General features: G+C 62.5%; 19 protein-coding genes and 1 tRNA gene. 12 read left to right on the top strand and 8 right to left on the bottom strand.

Going from position 1 to position 22,923, the window contains the following annotated elements; translation table 11 throughout:
* Window positions 1-229: 229 nt before the first annotated feature.
* Window positions 230-1,249: a LacI family DNA-binding transcriptional regulator gene (locus ACIPY3_RS22660; RefSeq protein ID WP_400337710.1), complete on the bottom strand. Its 1,020-nt coding sequence runs from the start codon at window positions 1,247-1,249 to the stop codon at window positions 230-232.
* A gap of 14 nt (window positions 1,250-1,263) precedes the next feature.
* Window positions 1,264-2,463, bottom strand: a complete 1,200-nt coding sequence (locus tag ACIPY3_RS22655; RefSeq protein ID WP_400337709.1) for a Gfo/Idh/MocA family protein — start codon at window positions 2,461-2,463, stop codon at window positions 1,264-1,266.
* A 206-nt stretch (window positions 2,464-2,669) separates the two neighbouring features.
* On the opposite strand from ACIPY3_RS22655, the gene ACIPY3_RS22650 reads away from it, so the two are divergent.
* From ACIPY3_RS22650 to ACIPY3_RS22635, 4 genes are all read left to right on the top strand, one after another.
* Window positions 2,670-3,632, top strand: coding sequence for a carbohydrate ABC transporter permease (locus ACIPY3_RS22650; RefSeq protein WP_400337706.1), 963 nt, complete (start codon window positions 2,670-2,672; stop codon window positions 3,630-3,632).
* A gap of 10 nt (window positions 3,633-3,642) precedes the next feature.
* Entirely contained in the window at window positions 3,643-4,557 is a 915-nt protein-coding gene (locus tag ACIPY3_RS22645) for a carbohydrate ABC transporter permease (protein WP_400337705.1), read from the top strand.
* Window positions 4,558-4,589: 32 nt separating this feature from the next.
* Window positions 4,590-5,930: an ABC transporter substrate-binding protein gene (locus ACIPY3_RS22640; protein ID WP_400337702.1), complete on the top strand. Its 1,341-nt coding sequence runs from the start codon at window positions 4,590-4,592 to the stop codon at window positions 5,928-5,930.
* Between the two features lie 84 nt (window positions 5,931-6,014).
* The gene (locus tag ACIPY3_RS22635) at window positions 6,015-8,186 is read left to right on the top strand and encodes an alpha-galactosidase (RefSeq protein WP_400337699.1); all 2,172 of its coding nucleotides are present in this window, start codon (window positions 6,015-6,017) and stop codon (window positions 8,184-8,186) included.
* Between the two features lie 182 nt (window positions 8,187-8,368).
* On the opposite strand, the gene aroQ is transcribed toward ACIPY3_RS22635, so the two are convergent.
* Both aroQ and ACIPY3_RS22625 read right to left on the bottom strand, forming a co-directional pair.
* Entirely contained in the window at window positions 8,369-8,824 is a 456-nt protein-coding gene (gene aroQ, locus ACIPY3_RS22630) for a type II 3-dehydroquinate dehydratase (RefSeq protein WP_400337696.1), read from the bottom strand.
* A gap of 131 nt (window positions 8,825-8,955) precedes the next feature.
* Complete coding sequence (locus tag ACIPY3_RS22625) at window positions 8,956-10,140, bottom strand: MarP family serine protease (RefSeq protein ID WP_400337693.1); 1,185 nt, start codon at window positions 10,138-10,140, stop codon at window positions 8,956-8,958.
* 234 nt (window positions 10,141-10,374) lie between these two features.
* On the opposite strand from ACIPY3_RS22625, the gene ACIPY3_RS22620 reads away from it, so the two are divergent.
* The gene (locus tag ACIPY3_RS22620; protein WP_003797871.1) at window positions 10,375-11,052 is read left to right on the top strand and encodes a Crp/Fnr family transcriptional regulator; all 678 of its coding nucleotides are present in this window, start codon (window positions 10,375-10,377) and stop codon (window positions 11,050-11,052) included.
* Window positions 11,053-11,207: 155 nt separating this feature from the next.
* Here ACIPY3_RS22620 and ACIPY3_RS22615 read toward each other — a convergent pair whose 3' ends face one another.
* From ACIPY3_RS22615 to ACIPY3_RS22605, 3 genes are read right to left on the bottom strand one after another with little or no spacing between them, the layout of a single operon-like run.
* Complete coding sequence (locus tag ACIPY3_RS22615; protein ID WP_397326555.1) at window positions 11,208-12,119, bottom strand: NUDIX hydrolase; 912 nt, start codon at window positions 12,117-12,119, stop codon at window positions 11,208-11,210.
* 17 nt (window positions 12,120-12,136) lie between these two features.
* The gene (locus ACIPY3_RS22610) at window positions 12,137-12,673 is read right to left on the bottom strand and encodes a RidA family protein (protein WP_397326554.1); all 537 of its coding nucleotides are present in this window, start codon (window positions 12,671-12,673) and stop codon (window positions 12,137-12,139) included.
* Window positions 12,674-12,675: 2 nt separating this feature from the next.
* Window positions 12,676-12,831: a DUF4177 domain-containing protein gene (locus tag ACIPY3_RS22605; protein WP_011775990.1), complete on the bottom strand. Its 156-nt coding sequence runs from the start codon at window positions 12,829-12,831 to the stop codon at window positions 12,676-12,678.
* A 37-nt stretch (window positions 12,832-12,868) separates the two neighbouring features.
* Between ACIPY3_RS22605 and ACIPY3_RS22600 the strand changes: the two genes are divergently transcribed.
* From ACIPY3_RS22600 to ACIPY3_RS22575, 6 genes are all read left to right on the top strand, one after another.
* Window positions 12,869-15,172 carry a transglycosylase domain-containing protein gene (locus tag ACIPY3_RS22600; RefSeq protein WP_400337690.1) on the top strand — a complete coding sequence of 768 codons (2,304 nt, stop codon included), beginning with the start codon at window positions 12,869-12,871 and terminating at the stop codon, window positions 15,170-15,172.
* 2 nt (window positions 15,173-15,174) lie between these two features.
* The gene (locus ACIPY3_RS22595; RefSeq protein WP_400337687.1) at window positions 15,175-16,122 is read left to right on the top strand and encodes a metallophosphoesterase; all 948 of its coding nucleotides are present in this window, start codon (window positions 15,175-15,177) and stop codon (window positions 16,120-16,122) included.
* A gap of 151 nt (window positions 16,123-16,273) precedes the next feature.
* On the top strand, window positions 16,274-18,073 hold the full coding sequence (locus ACIPY3_RS22590) for an ABC transporter ATP-binding protein (protein ID WP_400337685.1): 1,800 nt from the start codon (window positions 16,274-16,276) through the stop codon (window positions 18,071-18,073).
* A complete protein-coding gene (locus tag ACIPY3_RS22585) occupies window positions 18,070-19,902 on the top strand; it encodes an ABC transporter ATP-binding protein (protein ID WP_400337682.1) in 1,833 nt (610 codons plus the stop codon). The genes ACIPY3_RS22590 and ACIPY3_RS22585 overlap by 4 nt, the downstream gene beginning before the upstream one ends.
* 109 nt (window positions 19,903-20,011) lie before the next feature.
* A tRNA-Pro gene (locus tag ACIPY3_RS22580) sits at window positions 20,012-20,088 on the top strand.
* A gap of 177 nt (window positions 20,089-20,265) precedes the next feature.
* Window positions 20,266-21,102, top strand: a complete 837-nt coding sequence (locus ACIPY3_RS22575; RefSeq protein ID WP_400337680.1) for a LysM peptidoglycan-binding domain-containing protein — start codon at window positions 20,266-20,268, stop codon at window positions 21,100-21,102.
* An 81-nt stretch (window positions 21,103-21,183) separates the two neighbouring features.
* Here the strand turns inward: ACIPY3_RS22575 and ACIPY3_RS22570 are convergent, their stop codons facing one another.
* Entirely contained in the window at window positions 21,184-21,408 is a 225-nt protein-coding gene (locus ACIPY3_RS22570; protein ID WP_397326547.1) for a hypothetical protein, read from the bottom strand.
* A gap of 129 nt (window positions 21,409-21,537) precedes the next feature.
* Here ACIPY3_RS22570 and ACIPY3_RS22565 point away from each other — a divergent pair, with 129 nt between their 5' ends.
* Complete coding sequence (locus ACIPY3_RS22565; protein ID WP_400337677.1) at window positions 21,538-22,806, top strand: helix-turn-helix domain-containing protein; 1,269 nt, start codon at window positions 21,538-21,540, stop codon at window positions 22,804-22,806.
* The last annotated feature ends 117 nt before the right edge of the window (window positions 22,807-22,923 follow it).

The raw sequence follows: 22,923 nt of genomic DNA, 5'->3' as shown, positions 1-22,923 counted from the left end.
CTTCCTCACGGAAAGCAGCATCATATTTTCTTCTGGGCCCGGTCATCTGAAGTCGATCTCCCATCAACCTGTCTCAGAAAACCATACGACCGCAGCCCCTCTCTCACTTTTCTTACGAAAGTGAGCGAGCGTCGGCGAAAGGGGCACATTCGTGAGGGAGCGTCCGGGGAAACGGGCGATTCCGTGAGAGAGCGTCCGAGAAAACGGGCGATTCCGTGAGAGAGGGTCGCTAGGGGCAGCCGCAGGACTGGCGCACTATCAAGTCCGTCGGCAGGATGCTGTGCACGCGATCCCCACCGCGGCCCTCCCCAACCAGCGCTTGGACGGCAGCCTCGGCCATCGCGTTGACGGGCTGCGCCACGGTGGTCAGCGCGGGCCAGGTGTATTCGGAATCGATGGAACCGTCGAAGGACACCAACGCCATCTCCCGGGGAACCTGCACGCCGGCTTCATGCAACGCCCGCAGGATCCCAATGGCCTGCATGTCGTTGCTCGCGAAGATCGCAGTGGGCCGGTTGGCCATGGCCAGGAACCGCTTGCCAACCTCGTAACCGCCGGCCCGGCTGAACGGACTGTGCAGCAAGGGCCCGTCCGGCAGCCCGGCGTCGCGCAGTGCTCCGAGCCAGCCCACCTCGCGCCCGTCCAGTTGATTGCCGGTGTTGGTGCCAATGGCCAAGCCAATGCTGGTGTGTCCGTGGCCGATCAGGTGTTCCACGGCAGCACGTCCGCCGGCCTCGAGGTCCACGCCAACGCTGGTAAACCCGGGCGGCGAACCAGCATTGTTGAGCAGGACGGACGGGATCTCTGAGGCTTCAAGATCCGTCAAGTCGGGATCAAAGACGCAGCTGGCCAGGAACACCCCGTCCACCTGGCGCGCGGCAAGGTTCCGGATGTTCTGGCGTTCCTTGGCCAGGCTTCCGTCGGAGTTTGCCAGCACCATCCCGAAACCAAGCGCCGCAGCGGCTTCCTCCACAGCGTGCGCCAGGAGCGAGAAAAACGGGTTGGTGTTATCGGGGACAATAACGCCCACGGTTTCGCTGGAACCCAGCTTCAGTGCACGGGCTGCGGCGTTGGGCCGGTACCCGAGGATCCGGATGGCGTCGCGCACCTTGGCTTCCGTCGCCGGGGCCACGTTCTTGGGCCCTCCGTTCACCACATAACTCACGACGGCGGTACTCACCCCGGCGTACCGGGCAACGTCCTTGCGGGTCACCGGTCCGCGCGGGGTTTGTACAGCTGATGTGGTCATGGGGTAAATGCTAGCTACATCGCAGGGGCATCGCCGAAGTCGCGGATCGGCAGGCGCTCGCCACCACGCAGTGCGGACTGGTGCGCAACGATTCCGGGCAGGGTGTAGCGGGCAGCAACCCAGGCGTTGACGGGAGGCAATTCATTCTTGTTGACGGCAGTGACGAAGTCGTCCACCAGGAACTGATGGCTGCCCTCGTGCCCGTTGGGGGCACCCAGATATTCCTGCGGGAGCCGGGCATGGTCATGGACCGGGGCCAGGCCTGAGATGAAGGCATCGCGAAGCTCGGGCGCAACGTCCGCCAGCGATGGATCGTCAAGGGACATGGTCGGCTTGGTTTCCACCTGTTCGGAAACATCGGTGACAGATTCCTTGTCCTGCCACACGGTGGTGGTGGCGAGCTGCTCGAAGCTGGCCTCGGTACCGAAGAAACGGAAACGGGATTCGCGGATGTGGGACGGGTATCCGACGCGCCGCATCTCATTGGTGCGCATCGCACCGCCGTCGTTCATTTCGAACAGTGCCGTCGCGTTCGAGAAGTCGTTGCCGAACATGCTGACGTCCTTGTCGAAGACACCATCGTTCCGCTGGTCCTTGACTCCGATGCAGCTGACACTGACAGCATGCCCCGGCACTGCGCCCAGGACCCCGCCAATGGCGTGCGTCGGGTACAGCATGGGCGGGTAGCTCGCCGTTTCCTTCCAGCGCTCTCCCCCGCTGTATTGGTAGGCGTCGTAGAAGCCAAGGTCCATGTCGTGGACGTAATCGCCCTCGGTGTAGAAGATCCGACCAAACTTCCCGGCTTCCTGCTGCTTTCGTGCGTAGACGGTGGCCGGGTTGTAGTAGCTGGTCTCACCCATCATGTAGACGAGCTTGGTCTCGCGGACTGCCTCGATGATGCGTCCGATTTCCTCCTCGGAAATCGCCATGGGCACAGCCGAGTAGACGTGCTTCCCGGCGCGGAGGGCGCGCTCAACCAGCGGACCGTGGGTCCAGCGCTGCGTGAAGATGGCGACAGCATCGACGTCGGACGCCAACAGTTCCTCAAAGGTGGCCAACACGCCGTCCAGGCCCCAACGCTCCTGCGCGGCAGCTGCGCGCTCAGGCAGCTCATCCACCGCGTACACCTCGGAGACCCCCGGGTGGAGCTTGAACAGGTGTGCGAACTGGCTGCCGAACTGGCCTGCGCCCAGGACACCGATCGAAAACGTCATTGTTTGCCTTTCTTGGAGCTGCCCTGGGGCAGCGGCTTGTGATGGCCCTCACGGGATTGCGTAAGAGTCTGGCAGTGAAATCTACACGAGTCAACACATCGAACTTAAACAAACATTTTTCACCACACACTCTTGCCAAGCTTGAATCTACTCGTGTAGATTCTGACTCTGTTGTAACCCACATCACAGCTAGGAAAGAGTCGACGATGACCACGCTAACCAAGCAGCCGGGCAGCGCATCAGAGCGCTCACGGCGCAGCCAAGGGCCCAAGAGCGCACCCGTCAAACGCAGCCTGGCCAGCCGCCTGGGAGACCTGAGGATCGCAATCTTCTTCATTCTCCCGGCCGTCGTCGGCTTCGTGGCGTTCTTCCTGATCCCCACCATCCGCGGTATCTACCTGAGCTTCACCGAGTACAGCATCCTCGGCGAACCCACTTGGATCGGGGTCAAGAACTACACGGCGATCTTCGCCGACGAACTCTTCTGGAATGCCATGGGAGTGACGCTTCAATACGTTGTCCTCAACATTGGATTCCAGACGGTCATCGCCCTGGGCTTGGCCCTCCTGATGCACCGAGTCGCCAAATCCACCTTCATCCGGGGCGCCCTGCTGCTGCCGTTCCTGGTGGCCAACGTGATTGTCGCGCTGCTCTGGTTCTGGATGCTGGACTACCAACTGGGCATCGTCAACGAGGTCATGAGCTGGATCGGCCTGCCGCGCGTGGCCTTCTTCGGCAGTGAGCAATGGGCCATTCCCACCATCGCGTTCGTCAACGTGTGGCGGCACATGGGATACACGGCGCTTCTGATCTTCGCCGGCCTGCAGGCTATTCCGAGCAATCTCTATGAGGTAGCAAACCTCGACGGCGCGTCGCCCACCAGGACCTTCTGGAGCGTCACCCTTCCCCTGCTCCGCCCGGTGCTGGTCCTGGTCCTCGTCGTCACCGTGATCGGTTCCTTCCAGGTCTTCGACACCGTTGCTGTCACCACCAACGGCGGCCCCGTCAACGCATCCCGCGTGATCCAGATGTACATCTACCAAAAGGCCTTCGGCGAGTCCGACTTCGGCTACGCCTCCGCCCTCTCCGTGATCCTGTTCATCATTCTCGCCATCGTGGCCTTCCTGCAGATGAAGTTCCTCAAGGGCAACGAATCGGATCTGGACTAAGGAATCCCCCATGACTACTGCAACCCTCCCGCGCGAAACGTCCCGCAAGAAGCCCGTCAATTGGCGCCGCATCGGTGCCTGGGTGTTGGTCGCCGTCGCCCTCGCCGTGACCATTGCCCCCTTCCTCTGGATGCTCCGCACCGCACTGTCCAGCAACAGCGCTCTGGCCTCCAACGCCGGCAACCTGCTGCCAGCGGACTTCAGCTGGGGCGCCTTCAAACGGGTTCTCGGCCTGCAAAGCACGGAGGAGGCAATCGCCGAGGGTGGCTCCGGAGCCGCCATCAACTTCTGGCTCTACCTGCGCAACTCCGTCATCTTCGCCACCGTCACCACAGCGGGCCAGGTGTTCTTCAGCGCGATGGCGGCCTACGCCTTCGCGAGGCTCCGCTGGCCCGGCCGGAACAAAGTCTTTGGGCTCTTCCTGACCACCATGATGGTCCCGCCGATCTTCACCGCGCTGCCCAACTTCCTCATGATCAAGAACCTCGGCCTGCTCAACACCATGGCCGGCATGACGCTTCCGTTCTTGTTCATGACCCCCTTTGCCATCTTCTTCCTCCGCCAGTTCTTCCTTGGGATGTCACGCGAAGTTGAGGAGGCGGCAATGCTCGACGGCGCCAAGCACCTGAGGATCTTCTTCCAGATTGTGCTTCCCAACGCCGCAGCCCCCATCGCCACCCTGGCGTTGCTCACCTTTATCGGTCAGTGGAACGAATACTTCTGGCCGCTGCTGGTGGGGCAGGACGAAAGCGTCCGCGTGCTCACCGTGGGCCTGAGCGTCTTCAAGTCCCAATCCCCGCAAGGCGCCCTGGACTGGTCCGGGCTCATGGCCGGAACCCTCGTGGCTGCCCTGCCGATCTTCATCCTCTTCATCGCCTTCGGCAAGAAGGTTGTGAACTCCATCGGATTCTCCGGAATCAAGTAACTCCCCCACTCAAGAACCCTGAAAGGTCCACCATGAAGAAAACCCTCGGCGTCGCCGCTGCTGCCGCGGCCATAGCCCTCACCCTGTCCGCTTGCGGTGGTTCCAGCGCAGGATCCTCCGAGGCAAAAGGCGAGATCAACTACTGGCTGTGGGACGCCAACCAGCTTCCCGCCTACCAGCAGTGCGCTGACGACTTCACCAAGGCCAACCCGGACATCAAGGTGAAGATCACCCAGCGCGGTTGGGACGACTACTGGACTACGCTGACCAACGGCTTCGTGGCCGGAACCGCCCCGGACGTCTTCACCAACCACTTGTCCAAGTACCCGGAGTTCGCCGCGAAGAAGCAACTGCTGCCCCTGGATGAGGCCGTGGAGAAGGACGGCATCAAGCTCGATCAGTACACCAAGGGCCTCCCCGAGCTCTGGGTCGGCCAGGACGGCAAGCGCTACGGACTTCCCAAGGACTGGGACACCGTGGGCCTGTTCTACAACAAGGCCATGACCGACGCTGCGGGGATCACTGCAGAGCAGATGGCCAACCTGGACTGGAACCCGAAGGATGGCGGCAGCTACGAGAAGGCCATTGCACACCTCACCGTGGACAAGAACGGCAAGCGCGGCGACGAGGCAGGCTTCGACAAGAACAACGTCGCCGCTTACGGCCTCGGCCTGACCGGCAGCGGATCCGGCCAAGGACAAACGGAGTGGAGCTTCCTCACCGCAACCACCGGCTGGACCGCCACGGACAAGAACCCGTGGGGCACCAAGTTCAACTACGATGATGCCCGGTTCCAGGAAACCATCGCCTGGTGGGCCGGACTCATCGACAAGGGCTACATGCCCAAGCTTGAAACCACTGTTGGGGCGAGCATGCCGGACAGCTTCGGCGCAGGCAAGGCCGCCATCAACTCCAACGGCGACTGGCTGATCGGCCAGTACAAGACCTACAAGGGCATCGAAACGGCCATCGCTCCGACCCCCAAGGGCACCGACGGCAAGCGCGCCTCCATGTTCAACGGCTTGGCGGACTCCGTGTGGGCCGGCACCAAGAACCCGGCCGCCAGCGTCAAGTGGGTTGAGTACCTCGGCTCCACGGCCTGCCAGGACGTCGTAGCCAGCAAGGCCGTGGTCTTCCCGGCCATCAGCAGCTCCTCCGACAAGGCCGCAGAAGCCTTCAAGGCCAAGGGCACCGACGTTTCCGCCTTCACCACGCATGTGAAAGAAAACACCACGTTCCTCTTCCCGATCGCGGACAAGGCCGCCAAGGTGGACGGCATCATGAAGCCCGCCATGGACGCAGTGCTCTCCGGCAAGAAGCCCGCTTCCTCTCTGACGGAAGCCAACACCCAGGTCAACAACCTCTTCAAGTAACCCTTGCCGGGCCTGCTCCGCGCGCTTTACCTTCGGGTTAGCGCGCAGAGCAGGCCACACATCTTTCGAAAAGAGACACCACGCATGCAACCGCTCCACCTTCGTTCCGCCGGCACCAGCCTGGTCATCAGCACCCACCGCGGCGAAGCTGAGATTTCCCATTGGGGAGCCGATCTTGGCGAGACGCTTCCGGACCTCGCCATCCTGAACGAGCCCATTCCGCCGTCGTCCGCGGACGCCAATGTCCCGGCCGGGCTCATCCCCCAGGCGTCGTCGTCGTGGCAGGGGCGGCCAGGTCTCCGCGGGCATCGCGTCACGGACGGCATGCCCGGCTTCGACTTCTCGGTTCGCCTTCGTGTGGTGAGCGCGACGGCGGACGGCAACACCGCCGTCGTTGTCCAGTCAGACCCCGACGCCGGCATCACCGTGACCAGCCACCTCACCTTGCATCCGGGCGGGCTACTGGAAATGCGCAACGCGGTCACCAACGACGGCACGTCACCTTTCCAGGTGGACGAGCTTGCCACCGTGCTCCCGGTGGCGCCGGACGCCGTCGAACTTTTGGACCTGACCGGGCGCTGGTGCCGGGAGCGGCACCCACAGCGGCACTCCATCCAGCAAGGCACGTGGGTCCGAACCGGACGGCATGGGCGCACCGGCCATGACTCCTCGCTGCTGTTCGCCGCGGGGACGGCGGGATTCGGCAACCGACACGGCAAGGTGTGGGCGACGCACTTGGCGTGGAGCGGGAACCACGAGCAGTTCGCAGACCGCGTGGGCGATGGCCGCACGATGATCGGCGGCTCGGAACTGCTGGGCCCTGCCGAAGTGGTGCTGCAACCCGGCGAAACGTACACAGCACCGGCACTGTTTGCGGCGTACTCTGACCGGGGCCTGGACGGTATCACCGAGGCGTTCTACAGCTGGTTCCGCGCCCGGCCGCATCACGTTGCCGGTCCCCGGCCGGTGGTCCTCAACACCTGGGAGGCCGTCTACTTCGACCACAACCTGGAAACGCTGATCGAGCTGGCCGGGTCTGCAGCGGACCTCGGCGTTGAGCGGTTCGTGCTCGACGACGGGTGGTTCCGCGGGCGCCGGAACGACCACGCCGGGCTGGGCGACTGGTACGTGGACGAATCCGTATGGCCTGGCGGTTTGACGCCGCTCATCGAAGCCGTGACCGCTCATGGCATGGAATTCGGGCTCTGGGTGGAGCCGGAAATGATCAGCATCAACTCGGACATCGCGAGGGCTCATCCCGAGTGGATCGTGGGTCCGTCGGCCTCGTCCTACAAAGACGGGGGCAGGCTGCCCGTCGAGTGGCGGCACCAGCATGTGATCGACCTTGTGAACCCGGAAGCCTGGCAGTACGTCTTCGGCCGCATCGATGCGCTGCTTCGCGACAACAAGATCAGCTACCTCAAGTGGGACCAGAACAGGGACCTGCTGGAACACGGTCATTCCGGCCGCGCCTCGGTTCATCAGCAGACGCTTGCCGCCTACCGGCTCTTCGATGCCCTGCGCGAGGCACATCCTTCCGTGGAAATTGAAAGCTGCTCTTCCGGCGGTGCCCGCGTTGACCTGGGAATCCTGGAACGAACGGACCGTGTCTGGGCTTCGGACTGCAACGACGCCCTGGAACGGCAAACCATCCAGCGTTGGACGGGCATGGTGGTGCCACCTGAGCTGGTTGGCGGCCACATCGGTCCGTCGACGTCCCACACGACGGCCCGCACACACGACCTTTCGTTCCGTGCCATCACAGCGCTCTTCGGGCACTTCGGCATGGAGTGGGACGTTCGCTCGGTCACCGGCGCGGAACGGAAAGAACTCAAGGGGTTCATCGCGCTCTACAAGGAACACCGAGCGCTCATCCACAGCGGCCTGGCGGTCCGCGCGGATGCGCCGGACGAGTCACTCATGGTTCACGGCGTGGTGGCGCCAGAGCACGACGGCGGCATCCCGGCGGGTGCCACTGCGGCACTTTTCGCTGTGGTCAAGACCCGGACATCGTTCGCGGAGCAGGTAGGACGGGTTTCCCTGCCCGGGCTCGATCCGTCGCGGACCTACCGGGTGGAGCTCCTGTTCCCCACCCCCGTGGACGCTGATTACGGGCATACCGTCATCGAGGCCCAGCCGGTGTCCTGGCTGGCGTCCGGTGCCGAGGCGAACGGCCGGTTCCTTGGCGAGGTGGGGCTGCCGATGCCCGTGCTCCACCCCGAGCACGCGATCCTGCTCCGCCTGACCGCCCTCTGACCCTCTCTCACCGAACGCCCCCCTTCGGACGGACTCTCTCTCACCGAACCGCCCCTCCCCGGGAACCCTCTCTCACCGAACCGCCCGTTTCACCGGACCCTCTCTCACCGAACCGCCCGTTTCACCGGACGCTCTCTCACCGCACCGCCCCTCCCAGGGAACGCTCTCTCACCCGTGCAGGTTCAGACGGTTTCCGCGAGGTAATCGATGGCCAGTTTGTACCCCAGCACGCCTGCACCAACGATGATCGCCTGGCAAACACCCGACAGGTAGGAGTGGTGGCGGAACTCCTCACGCTGGTGGACGTTGGTGATGTGGACCTCGACGGCAGGCAGTTGGACAGCGGCCAGCGCGTCACGAAGTGCCACAGAGGTATGAGTGAAGGCACCGGCGTTGATGACGATCCCGACGGCGGTGCCCCGCGCCGCGTGGATTGCGTCCAGCAGATCACCCTCATGATTCGACTGGACGCAATCCACCGTCAGTCCGTGCGATTCGGCTGCGGACAAAGCCAGCTGCTCAACATCGGCCAGGGTGGAGGTCCCGTATTTCTCGGGTTCGCGCGTGCCCAGGAGGTTCAGGTTGGGGCCGTTGATAACAAGAATGGTGCCGCGGCCGGCTTCAGTGGCTTGAGTCATGGCACCCAATCTATAGCTGTGCGGGAGCGTCCGTGAATTGCGCCCAATTGGTGAGAGAGGGTTGGGGAAAAACACCCATTATGTGAGAGATGGTCCGGGAATAAGGGTGATTTGGTGAGAGAGGGTGCGGACTACTTGCGGGTGCACTGGCCGGAACCCACCGGGTTGCTGAGGCCGGGGGCCTGCGCAGCGACGGGCTGCACGTCCTCCATGGTCAACGCGAAACCGAGAGCCTCGTTGCTGGTTGTCTTGGCGAAGATCAAACCGGCAACCTGGCCGTCCGTAGTGAGCAGCGGGCCGCCGGAGTTACCCGGTTGCACGTCGCCTGCAAGCTTGTAGACCTGTTCGGGCGAGGGGTTGCTGCCATAGATGTCAGGTACCAGGACGGTGGCGATTCCCTCGACAGTCGCCGGCTTCGACTGGAACGGCCCGCCGTGGGGGTAACCGGCAAAAGCCGCCGGGCTGCCGTCAGGCAGGTCCGAACTCAGCGCAAGAGGCGAGGCTGAGAGCCCGTCCACGGCCAGCACGGCGATATCCCGCTGGGGGTCGAAGTAGACCACCCGACCCGGCAACGCGCCGCCGTCGGGCACTTCCACCACCGGTTGGTCCACGCCGGCCACCACGTGCGCGTTGGTGACCACACGGCCCGGCGAGACAACAAAGCCGGACCCCGTCTGGTTCTGTCCGCATTCGAAAGCCGTGCCCGCGATCTTCAGCACGGACCGGGCGGCCTGGTTGAGGGCCGGGGTGTCGGTTGAGGCGTTGGGAACCTGGACCGGAGTGGCGGAGCCGAAGCCTTCGATCAACTTGGGAATGCCGTCGCCGATCACCGTGGACCGCAACTGCGCCATGGTGCTCTTGACCGGAGTGGGCGTCAGCGAGTCGATGTACCGGATCACGCGCGACTGGGCCAGTTGCTGGGAAACGAACGGCACGCCCAAGGAACTGATGCTGAACGCCAGCATGGACATCACCAAGGCAGCAACAACCACGCTGACCACGCCACCCACCAGGCGATCCACGGCGTGCAGCGGTTTGAGCCGCACTACGTGTCGAATGCGGCGGCCGATCATGGTTCCCAGCCCGTGACCCAAGGCGATAAGCACGACGGCGGCACCCACCGTTGCGGTAAGCCTCCAGCCACTGTCGCTCACCCAGCCGCTGACCAGCGGCACTGCGATAAACGCCGCGATGGCGCCCGCAATGAATCCGGCTATACCGCCGAGCGTCACCAGGAAGCCATTGCGCAGGCCATAGATCAGGTAGGACAACAGCATCAAAATCAATGCCAAATCCAAAATGGTCAAGCCAAACACCAATGCTCCTCATAGCCGGGTAGCGCCAATTCTAGAGTGGCACCCTGACAAGATTCCGTTAGTCCGGTCACGATAGGGTGCAGTTCATGGCCTCCTGTTGCGCGCCAACTCAGGCAAGGGAGGACGAAATCCGCGTGTTTTCAGCGTTTCGCGTGCCAAGTACGTCACAGAACTCTAAAAATTCTGAAACAATGGCTGAAGCGCCACGACCGAAACTTATTCTCAGGAGACTTCATGGACATCGAGGTATTGCGCCGCGCACCCCTCTTCGCCACCCTTGACGACGACGCATTCCGCTTGCTGACGGACGAACTCACCGAGGTGGACCTTTCACGTGGAGCATCGGTGTTCCGCGAAGGTGACCAGGGTGACCAGCTTTACTTCATTGTTTCCGGCAAGGTGAAGCTCGGCCGTACGTCACCTGACGGCCGCGAGTCGCTGCTGGCCATCCTCGGCCCGGGCGAACTGTTCGGCGAAATGGCACTCTTCGATCCGAGCCCCCGCACGGCAACCGCCACGGCAGTTTCCGAAACGCGCCTGGCAGGCCTGAAGAACGAAAGCCTGAACTCCCTCCTCCGCACCCGTCCGGAGGTTTCCGCCCAGTTGCTGCAGGCACTGGCCCGACGCCTGCGCCGCACCAACGACTCCCTGTCCGACCTCGTTTTCTCGGACGTTCCCGGCCGTGTTGCCAAGGCCCTCCTGGACCTTGCAGACCGCTTCGGCCGCCCCGCTACCGACGGCGTGCTGGTCGCCCACGAACTCACGCAGGAGGAACTGGCCCAGTTGGTGGGCGCTTCCCGCGAAACAGTCAACAAGGCACTGGCCGAATTCGTCCAGCGCGGTTGGCTGCGCCTGGAAGCACGCGCCGTGGTGATTCTGGATATGCAGCGTCTGCGCCAGCGCTCCCGCTAGGACTTACAACGAGAAAGCCGCCCCGGTTCGTTTGAACCGGGGCGGCTTTTTTGTGCGTTTGGCGGGCGGTGAGAGAGCGTCCGTCCCAAGCCGGGGTGTCGTGAGAGAGCGTCCGTCCCAAGCCGGGGTGTTATGAGAGAGCGTCCGGGGTGGGGTTAGCGTTCTCGCTGGGGTTCGCCGGCTACCGTTCGGGCGGCTTCGACCTCGAGCATGAGCTCCCCGGCCTGATCCACCAACTGTGGCTGGTACACATGGGCCTTGCGCTTGTAGCTCAGGTACGCGATGCAGCCGTTGGCGTGGGCCATCTTCTCCAGCATGATTTCCGAACCCGGAACCAGAAGCTGCCCGAGGGTGAGTCCAACCGTGTTCGCCTGGGCCACCTCGTCACCCAAGGCACTGGTTTCCCGGAGGGAGATGGCCTCTGCGGCATTCACCCAGCGGCCCCATACGCCCTTGCTGCCCAGGATGCTGGGCTGCTGGTTGATGGGCACTGTGGCAGCGAAGTAGCGGGTGTTGAAACGGAAGTGTGCAAAATCCGGGCTGAGCCAGTTAACCAGCGGCTTCAAGAGGTCGGTCCGCAGCGACAGGCCGCGCTTGGCCAGTACCTCTGTGAAGGACTTTTCCTGGGCCGCTACGGCCTCACGGGCCTTCATCCATTCAACGGTGGAGTTGGCCTCAACCGTTGAGGAAGCGTCCGGGCCAGCGAGCAGGACGCCGGTTTCTTCAAAGAGTTCCCGAATGGCGCCCACCACGTGGCGGCGGGCGAGTCCGACGTCGTCCGTTCCCATTTGCTCAGCCCAATGCTGGGGCGAGGGACCAATCCAACCGACCGGGTCGTCGTCGGACGGGTCCAAAGACCCGCCAGGGAAGGCGAGAACGCCCAAAGGCGAGGAGCCGGGCCGGTAACCCAGCCACGTTTCCAAGCCGGTGGGCGAATCGCGCAAAAGGACAACAGATGATGCGTAGCGGGCGGCCCTGGGGGTCCGCTCACCAAGTTCAAGCCAGTTCTGTGCCGCACCTTCGAGTTCCGGAGGTAGGACAAACAGGCGACGAGCAAGTTGCGGCAATTGGGTGAACCGGTTCCTTAGCTGAATTCAGCAATGAGCTCGACCTCGACAGGCGAGTCGAGCGGCAGGACGGAAACGCCGACGGCGGAACGTGCGTGCTTGCCTGCGTCACCGAAGACCTGGCCCAGGAGCTCAGACGCACCGTTGATGACGCCTGGCTGGCCAGTGAACGTCGGGTCCGACGAGACGAATCCAACAACTTTGACGATCCGGGTGACGCGGTCGAGGTCGCCAATGACACTCTTGACCGCGGCGAGGGCGTTGATGGCGCAGACGGCGGCGTAGCGCTTGGCGTCCTCGGGGTCCACAGTGGGCTCGTCGGAGTGGCCGAGTTCGCCGGTGGAGACCTTGCCCGTAGCTTCGAGTTTGCCGTTAATAAAGGGCAGCTGTCCGGAGGTGTAAACGTAGTTGCCGGAGACGACGGCCGGAACGTAAGCGGCAACCGGAGCGGCCACTTCGGGGAGGGTCAGTCCGAGCTCGGCGAGGCGCTGTTCAACGGCGGACGTCGGAGCGCCGGATTCCGCGGCAGACGTGGTTTCTGCGGGGGTGGTCATGGTTACTGCTTCTCCCTTTTAAGGTATGCGACAAGGCCTTTGCCATCGGGTCCACCGACGACCTGTACAAGCTCCCAGCCGTCCTCGCCCCACTGGTCCAGGATCTGCTTTGTGGCATGGATGATGAGCGGAATCGTGGCGTACTCCCATTTGGTCATGACAGAAAGCCTAGCCCTTGCCGGTAAAGTGGAAAACATGGTGACTCGCAAGAACCCCATATTCGACACTGCCACCACCCTCGGAAAGATTCTTGGTTTCCTTGGCGTGAGCGCGATTTGTGGCGTCCTGGTGGCTGGACTCCTGGTCCCGGCCGCCGCCGTCTCGGGCAGTGCCGCCAGTGGTTCCATCCAGTTCTTTGACACGCTCCCGGCGGAACTCCAAGTGGACCCGCCCAGCCAGAACACCACGATTCTGGCCAAGGACGGATCGCCCATTGCGTCCATCTACGCGGAGAACCGTACCAAGGTTCCGCTGGACCAGATGAGCCCGTACATCAAGAACGCTGTCATCGCTATTGAGGACAGCCGGTTCTATGAGCACGGCGGCATCGACACCACCGGCATTATGCGAGCCTTGGTGAGCACGGTCCGCGGTAACAAGCAGGGTGCGTCCACCATCACCCAGCAGTACGTCAACAACGTCATCAACGAGTCACTCGTGGCATCAGGCAACAGCGAAGACGTCAAGCTCAATGGCCTTAATAAAGGCGTCGGAGACAAGCTCCGTGAAATGAAGCTCGCGATCGCGCTGGAGAAAAAGTTCTCCAAGGAGCAGATCCTTGAGGGTTACCTCAACATTGTCTTCTTCAACCGTGACGCGTACGGTATCGAGGCTGCTTCCAAGTTCTTCTTCAGCACCACGGCCAAGGACCTGACACTTCCACAGGCTGCTCTGTTGGCCGGCCTTGTGAACAGCCCTTCCGCGTTCGATCCGATCACCAACCCGGACAGTTCCAAGATGCGGCGCGACCTGGTGCTCAACGCGATGCTCGCCCAGAAGAAGATCACCCAGGCTGAGCACGACGAAGCTGTGGCCACGCCGGTCACCACTAAGGTCACGCCGGCCCGCCAGGGTTGCGCTTACGCCACCATGGCTCCGTACTTCTGTGACTACGTGCTGCACTTGCTCTTCAACAACCCTGCCTATGGTGATACCCAGGAAGACCGCATCAAGCGAATCCAGCGCGGCGGCCTGACCATCCGCACCACCCTCGATCCCACAGCCCAGGCCGTTGCGCAGCAGCAGGTAGACGGCACCGCCGGCGCTAACCCGGACAAGTGGGGCGCTTCGATCACCTCCGTCCAGCCGGGTACGGGCCAGATCGTCAGCATGGCCCAGAACACCGTGTGGCTCCCGCAAGAGGGCAAGTTCGATCAAACCCAGAACTTCAACGTCGATGTCATGGATGCCAAGGGCAACGACCTTAACGGCATCGGTGGCTTCCAACCCGGTTCGACGATGAAACCCTTTACGTTCGCCGAATGGCTGAACGAGGGCAAGTCGATGAATACGAACATCAATGCCTCGGTCCGGCGGTACCCCCAAAACTTCCCGTGGAAGAACACCTGCGATACGCCGACTGTCGGCTGGTATGACGCCACCAACGGAACCTTCGACTTGCAGAACTCGGATACGGGCTACTACCGGAACATGACAGTCCTCTACGGCCTCATGAACTCAATTAACACGGCTACCTTTGCGTCGGCTGCTCAGGTAGATCTCTGTGGAATCCAAAAGATTGTCGACGCAACCGGCATCCACGGCGGGCTTCCCGCACGGGATGACACCGGCAAGATCACCGATCCGAACCCAAAGGTCACTATGACCACGCTTGCCAACCTGATCGGTTCCACCCAGACGGCACCGCTGACAATGGCCAGCGCGTTCGCAACGTTCGCCGCTGACGGCAAGTACTGCGAGCCGATTGCCATCACCTCGGTGAAGGACCAGTCCGGTGCTGACCTCCCAGCACAGTCTTCGAACTGCAAGGACGCGGTCAAACCTGAAGTTGCAAGAGGTGTGGCCTACGCAATGCAAGAAGTGCTGAACGCCGGTTCGGGCTCGTTGATCCGTCCGTCCCTCTCCACCAAGGGCAATTTCCCGGTTGCCGCCAAGACGGGTACCAACGACACCAACGGGTCCACCTGGGTCGTCGGTTACACCACGGGCCTGGCCACTGCTTCCTGGTTCGGCGACCCGCTGGGTGACCAGTCGCGCCCCGGCCGGAACCTGACGGTGAACGGCAAGTTCTACACCTCGATTGACGGTTACATGATCGCCGGTCCGCAGTTCACCAACTACATGCTGTCCGTGGCTCCGGCCTATGGCACCAATCCGTTCCAGCAGCCACCGTCTAACCTCCTCGGAACGGCTCCGGCTCCGACCCAGCGCTCCACCCCGTCCAACAACACGCCGTCCACTGCCCCCTCTACGGGGACCGGTAACAATGGCAATAACGGTAACGGGAATGGCAACAACGACGGTCCCGGCAAGGACTAAAAGTGACTTTCCGTGATTCCTTGGCAAACCGCGTCCGCACCGTCGGGCGCGGTTTCGCCGTCACTACCGCAATCGGTGCCACGGCAGGCGCAGCGGCCGCTGCCTACGGCTGGTGGGAGAAGGACCAGTTCGGGATCAGGCACGAGACTTTGCCGATCCTTCCGGACGGATTCGAGCCCTTCCGGGTCCTCCACCTCAGTGACATCCACTTCGTGCCCGGCCAAGAGAAGAAGACTGCCTGGCTTCGCTCGTTGGCCGAAGTCAAACCGGACCTCGTGGTCAACACGGGCGACAACCTGAGCCATGTGAAGGCCATTGATCCGTTGGTCGAAGCCCTCCGCCCGCTCATGGAGTTCCCGGGTGTTTTCGTGCCCGGGTCCAACGACTACTACGCTCCTCGAATCAAGAATCCGGCCGGCTACTTCCGCGGTCCCTCAAAGCCGAAGACGGATCCCATCAAGCTCGACTGGCCCAAGCTCCGTAGTGCGTTCGGAATGGGCGGCTGGATCGAACTGACGAACCGCGCCCAGTCCGTGGTGCTGAACGGGCTCCGCTTCGACTTCTCCGGCGTTGATGATCCGCACCTGAAGCGCGAACGCTACGCTGGCTGGCCCCGCGGCACCAGGAACCAGGACGCCCGGCCGCACCTGAAGGTCGCGGTCATCCATGCACCGTACCAGCGCGTCCTCGACCACTTCACCGAGGCCGAAGCTGACCTGATCCTCGCCGGACACACTCACGGGGGCCAGATCTGCATCCCCGGCTACGGCGCCCTCGTCTCTAACTGCGACCTCCCTACGTGGCGAGCCAAAGGTCTGCACGATTGGGAAAGCGATGGATTCGTGACGCCGGTGAACGTTTCGGGCGGCATCGGCACTTCGCGCTTCGCTCCCGTCCGCATAGCCTGCCGCCCGGAAGCTGTCCTGCTGACGCTTACGGCCCGCAACTGAACGCGCCCCACCATTACGATCCCCAATAACTGGGTCAAACATTTCACCGAGGTTGCGCGGACCTGTGAAACGAATCACGGCATGGCATAGGGTAGTTGCTACGGGAAACTACCTCCGCACCATCTGAAGATCCAGCTGTTGAGAAGCGGGCATGTCCAAGCAAACGTCATTTTTTACCTCCGTCGGCCGCCTCTACCCCCATGTTCGGCCCATCCTGCCCCGGCTGTTCATGGGCCTCCTCTGCGCCCTCCTGGCCAGCATTGTTGCGCTGGCCATCCCACAAGTGCTCAGGGTCCTGGTCAACAACTCGTTGGAACCTGGCGGCGACCCGGGCGCAGTCTGGATTGCCGCCGTCGTGATTCTTGCGCTGGGTGTGGGGGAAGCCGGATTGGTGGCGTTGCGCCGGCAGTTCGTGATCAACCCGGCCACCACGGTGGAGACGAAGATGCGCGTCTCCCTGTACGGGCACCTGCAGCAACTCACAGTGTCCTTCCACGACCGATGGGGCTCGGGGCAGCTGCTGTCCCGAGCCATGACGGACCTCAGCTTCCTGCGCCGCTGGATGGCGTTCGGGGCGATCATGCTGGTGGTCACGACGCTGACCGTGATCATCGGCGTCGGCGTCATGTTCACCATGAGCTGGCAGTTGGCGCTGATCTTCCTTGCTGCCGCGGTGCCGATCATGATCAATTCGTTCCGGTTCCGTCGCCGCTTCAGTTTGGTCACGCGCCTCAGCCAGGACCAGGCCGGTGACCTCGCCACCACGGTTGAGGAATCCGTCCATGGGATCCGCGTCTTGAAAGCCTTTGGACGCAGCCGGGAGGCCTTGGAGAACTTCAACGGGCAAGCCGAGGAACTCCGGCAGACCGAGATCGCCAAGGCCAAGCAGCAGGCCGGCTTTACGTTGGTGGTGACGCTGCTGCCCGAGCTCGCGCTGGGCGTGGGGCTGGTGGTGGGCATCATGCTCGCGGCGAGCGGCCAGCTGAGCATCGGCTCGCTGGTGGCATTCTTCGCGACCGCCGCTGTGGTGGCCACTCCGGTGGAATTCTCGGGCATGCTCCTGGCCATGGCATTGACGGCGAAGACTGCGTTGGACCGCCACTTCGAGGTCATGGACACGAAGAACACCATCACCTCGCCCGAAGAAGCCGCGGTACCGACCGTTGTGAAAGGCGCCTTGCGCTTTGAACAGGCGGGTTTCGGGTTCGACGACGGCGGGACTCTCCTGCGCGACCTGAACCTGGACATCCGGCCCGGCGAGACGATGGCCCTCGTGGGCATCACGGGAAGCGGCAAGAGTGCGCTGCTGCAGCTGGTCCCCCGGCTCTACGATGCGACCGAGGGATCCGTAACCATCGACGGCGTTGATGTTCGCGACTTCGATCTTGAGGAACTCCGCCGGATCGTTGCCGTGGCTTTCGAGGACACCACGCTGTTCTCCAGCTCGGTGCGGGACAACGTGCTGCTCGGTGCGCCGGACCCCACTGACGCGGCGTTGGACGAAGCACTCGATGTTGCCCAAGCCCAGTTCGCCTATTCCCTGCCTGAGGGCGTGGACACGCTCATCGGCGAAGAAGGGCTCAGCCTCTCCGGCGGTCAGAGGCAACGTATTGCCCTGGCGCGTGCCATCGCGGCCAAGCCCAAGGTCCTGGTGCTGGACGATCCGCTGTCCGCGTTGGACGTCAACACGGAAGAGCGCGTCGAAGCACGGCTGCGCGACGTCCTGCATGACACCACCACGCTCATCGTTGCGCACAGGCCTTCCACCGTGGCCTTGGCGGACCGGGTGGCCCTGCTCGAAAACGGAACCATCACCGCCGTCGGGACCCATACGGAACTGTTGGCCGACAACGCCCACTACCGCTACGTGATTGCGAGCCTGGATACCGGTCCCAAGGACCTGGACAGCGAATTGCAGGATCTCGAAGACGCTGAGGAGGCCACCCGATGAGCGCCACAACGTTTGGAACCGCGAACGAGGACATCACCCTCCTCTCGAAAGCAGACAGCAAAGCCGTACGACGCCGGTCGCTCGCCTTGCTTGCCTCGCTGATCCGCCCGGTACGGTTGCGTTTCTGGCTGACGCTGGGGATGGTCATCGTTTCGCAGCTCACCAGGGTGGCGGGGCCGGCGCTGATTGCTTTCGGCATTGACCACGCGCTGCCCGCTCTGCAATCCGGGGACAACGGACCACTGGTGCTTGTAGGTGTTTTGTACATCGCGGCCGCGATTGCCACCGCTGGCATGACCGCTTTGTACGTGACCTCAACCGCGAAGCTGAGCCAGGCCATGCTGCTGGATCTGCGGGTCCGGGTATTCCGGCACACGCAGCGCCTCAGCCTTGAGTTCCACGAGAAGTACACCTCAGGCCGGATCATCGCCCGGCAGACGTCTGACTTGGAAGCCCTTCGTGAACTCCTGGACTCCGGTGTCAGTTCCTTGGCTTCCGGCATCCTGTTCATGCTCTTCACGGCGGTCACGGTGTTCGCCCTGGACTGGCGAAGTGGCTTGATCATGCTCGCGGCCGGCGTGCCGATGTTCTTCCTTGCCCGCTGGTACCAGAAGCACTCGCAGATCGCCTTCCGTGAGTCCCGCGTTGTTTCCGCCCGTTTGATCGTGCATTTCGTGGAGACCATGACCGGTATCCGTGCCGTCAAGGCCTTCCGCAAGGAACGCGAGAACGCTGAACAGTACGGCGAGGTGGCGGAGGCCTACCGCAGGAACACCGTTCGCTCCATCTTCCTGAACGGTGTATTGCAGCCCGGCCTGGTGCTGATCGGCAACGTGTGCGTGGCCGTTGTGTTGTTGTTCGGCGGGTTCCGGGTCCTCAGTGGCGAGTTGGCCGTGGGTGTGCTGCTCGCGCTCATTCTGTCCACGAAGCGCTTCTTCCAGCCGGTGGACCAGATGGCCATGTTCTACAACTCGTTCCAGAGCGCACAGGCAGCGTTGGAGAAGGTGTCTGGCCTGTTGGAAGAAGTTCCCACGGTTCGCCCGCCGAAAAACGCCGTGGCGTTGAAGCAGCCACGCGGGGAGATCGACTTCAACGGCGTGGAGTTCGGTTACAACGACAGCTCAGTTGTTGTCCCGACCCTGGACCTGCATATCCCGGCTGGCCAGACCGTCGCGTTGGTCGGTCAGACGGGTGCCGGCAAATCCACCCTGGCGAAGCTGGTTGCCCGCTTCTACGACGTCACGTCCGGATCCATCACCCTGGACGGCGTGGATCTGCGCGATCTCTCCACCACCGACCTGCGCCGCGCCGTGGTGATGGTAACCCAGGAAGCCTTCCTGTTCAGCGGTTCTGTGGCCGACAACATCGCCCTTGGCCGTTCTGAAGCCTCACGGGCCGAGATAGAGGCAGCAGCTGCGGCTGTGGGTGCACACGAGTTCATTATGGGACTTCCCGACGGGTACGACACCGACGTGAATAAGCGCGGCGGGCGGGTTTCCTCGGGACAGCGGCAGCTCATCGGTTTCGCCCGTGCCTTCCTTGCCGCGCCGGCGGTGCTGATCCTGGACGAGGCCACTTCATCCCTGGACATTCCCTCGGAACGAATGGTGCAGCAAGGGCTCGCGAACCTCCTGGAGGGAGTTGCCGGCTCCAACAGTGCTCGGACCGCGATCATCATCGCGCACCGATTGTCTACGGTAGAGACCGCCGACCGCGTGCTGGTGGTCCACGACGGCCGCATTGTGGAGGACGGAACGCCTGCCGAACTCATCTCGGGTGGCGGCCGGTTCGCACGGCTGCATGGGGCTTGGAAGGACTCGCTGGTGTAGCTGTCCGTCGCTGGGGCTGGCGGTTCTGTTGTGACGAGGGACACCGCTCCCCCGATTTCGCATCCGGCACCGATTCAGCTATCCTTGAACAGTTGCTTTCGCAGCGGATCGGGATGTAGCGCAGCTTGGTAGCGCGCTTCGTTCGGGACGAAGAGGTCGCAGGTTCAAATCCTGTCATCCCGACCAATAACGAAAATGGCGTCGAGAAATCGGCGCCATTTTTGTTTATCCAGTAGGCTCAACAAAGTCTGCGAGGAGTTTGCGCAGTAAGCATATTCAGGGCTTTGGGGGGCTCACATCATAAACAAATCCAGCATTCGTTCATGCCGCGTCAACGAAGCTCCGGCTTGGAAAATCGCTGCGGTGGCCACTTTGCTTTCACTGACTCTGGCCGCTTGCACTTTCGGAGACCAGTCAGCAGACGTCCTGTCCGCCAAACCGCAAACCAGCGATGAGTCATCCGCCCAGCCAACGACGCCGGCGCCGACCACCAAGCAAGCGACGGTCCCAACAGCGGGGGCTTCCATGACCGCCGCACAAGGGAACGTAGTCCTGGATTCCACCGGGGTACCACGAACCTACACAACCGAGGCGGGTGACACCCTGGACGGGATTCTCCTTCGCTTCGGATTGAGTGCCGACGAATTAGCGGAAGCCAACAAGGTTCCCTATGTCAGCGAGCAGGGGAACACGTACTTCATCCGCGAAGGACACACAATCCAACTGCGGAAGAACCCGGTGGACGCAAAGGCCGGACGGGGAGCCACCGTGAACAATTCCTTTGGCCAGGCGATCTTCTACACCACTGTCGAAGGAGATTCTTTTGACAGCCTCGGGTACCAATTCCGTTCCACGACGGAACAGATACTGCTCTACAACCCCGCTCTTTCAGCAAACAACCCCCTTCCAACCGGCACCAAAGTGCGCCTCATTCCAGGCACGCTGAAGATCGAGAAGGCACAGGGTGAATTCACTGCTGACTCCAACGAAGTTCCGTTGACCTACACCACCGCCCCTGGCGACACCGAAAGCCAGGTGTCATTCCGATTCGCCATCACGGACCTCAGGGCGGCCAACAGGCCATCAAGCGGCACGGGTGGCTCGTGGTTTTCGTACGTCGATCTCCCAAACGGCGAGCTCACCCCCGGCCAGACCATCAGCCTGTCCTTGGTGAACCCGATCAACAAGCCTGAAGCCTAAGCACAGCACATCAGACCGTGCCGCAGACAAAAGAAACCCCGGAGCAGCTCGTTTGCTCCGGGGTTCCTTAGAAGGTGTTGCTTACATCGGGTCGGGCCAGTTGCCGATCGATGACGTGGTGTAGGTGGTGTCCGTTGACTTCGTCGGTGCCGACACGCTGGCGCGCATCGGATCCGGCCAGTTGCCAATGGCACTTACGGAAGAGTTGGAATCCACGGACGATGCCGCGGAGACGACTGCGGGAGCCGCAACCGTGAACGCAAGAGCGCCTGCCAATGCCACCGAAGCGGCGATTTTCTTGAACATAGTGTTCCCCAATGCGAGTCGGATTCGTTACGGAAATTGCACGGTCCCTGTTGACATACATTGTAAAATGTTTTCCACAGAGACTGTCAAGGGTATCTGTCGCAGAGACATGTTCAGGAGGAGGGACCCGTGGGAAACGGATTCGGCGAGAAGTTGCGTGCCGAACGGCTCGAACGCGGGTTGACCCAGGCTGAGCTGGGCAAAAACCTGTACTCCCCGAGCTACATCTCCCTTCTGGAGACCGGTAGGCGTGAGCCCACGGCCGAGGTCATCGAAGAACTCGCACGCCGACTCGAACTGGCCCCCAAGGCCTTGGAAGCCTGGAGCCAACCTGTTTCCGTCAGCGACGCTGAGTATGTCTTGGCTGGCCTCTACGCCCGGCAAGCGTGGGACTTGCGTGATTATCCGCTCGCCGCGACGCACGCGGCCACCGCAGCGCAGATTGCCTTGGAAGCCAAGAACAACAGTGCTTGGTGGAACATGACGTACATGCAGGCCGAATGCGTGATGAAGCAAGGCCTGCTCAAGGAATGCCAGCAGATCGTGGAACACCTGCTGGAGCACCCCATGGCCACCGAATCCGCAGGCCTGGGAGTTCGCGCCTGGCAGATGCTTGCCGCGGTGTGTCACGGACAAGGCCAGCTGGCAACCGCCGTCGAGCATGCAAAGCAAGCCGTGAAGCTGTGCGAGCAGCTGCCCAAGGGCTCCACGCTGATCATCGGCGCGCACCGCGCACTGATCGGCGCCCTGGCCGAGAGTGGCAAGCTGGATGAAGCGTGGGAATACTGTTTGGCCATGATCGAGCACATGGACGAGCACTCCATGTCGCAGCTGGCCGGCGAGGTGGCATGGGTGGTGGGAAACGTGGCCTTCATGCGCCACGACTACGCAGAGGGCATCAAGCACCACGAACGCGCGGCCAAGCTCCTCTCCCCTGCCAACGACATTGAACTGTGGGCCCGTTTCAACAAGGCCTCCGCGGCAGTCCGCTTGTCGTCGGGCATTGTTGAACCGGAAACGCTGTCTGCGATCGAGCGGGCAGAGTTGGCATTGTCGATTGTGGGCGGCAACAAGACAGACCAGCTGGAAGTCGCTTTCATTCGCGCCCGCTGGCTGTACCTGACCGGGGACATTCCTGGCGCCGTCGAAAAGCTCCGCGAAATCTACCAGGACCGCAAGGCCCTTGCCCGTCACACCGCCGGTGAGGTGTCGTTGCTGCTCGGCAAGTCCCTGAAGGCTGCCGGCGAAACGTCCGAAGCCCTGCATTTCCTGGAAGAAGCCCAGCACGATTTCAGTGCCGCCGGCGCTTCGGACCGGGTGCAGCAGGCCATGGACGCCGTGCTGGAGATCCGTCTCGCTGAGCGGCGCGCGGCCGCGTCGCACACGGAAGCCGTTTAACCCAAACTGACTGGCAGTAGTTGTTGTTCTGAGCGCTTCGAATCATGCGGTGATCGCAACACCTGATTATTGAAGGGTGTCGATTGCCGTGGTGAAGTTCTCGAATCGTTTGGTTGC

This window comes from Paenarthrobacter sp. NPDC089714, assembly GCF_044748905.1.
In the GTDB taxonomy this organism is placed as follows: Bacteria; Actinomycetota; Actinomycetes; order Actinomycetales; family Micrococcaceae; genus Arthrobacter.
The sequence above is the reverse complement of the archived record's forward strand: the minus strand, read 5'-3'. Positions and strand labels throughout refer to the sequence as shown.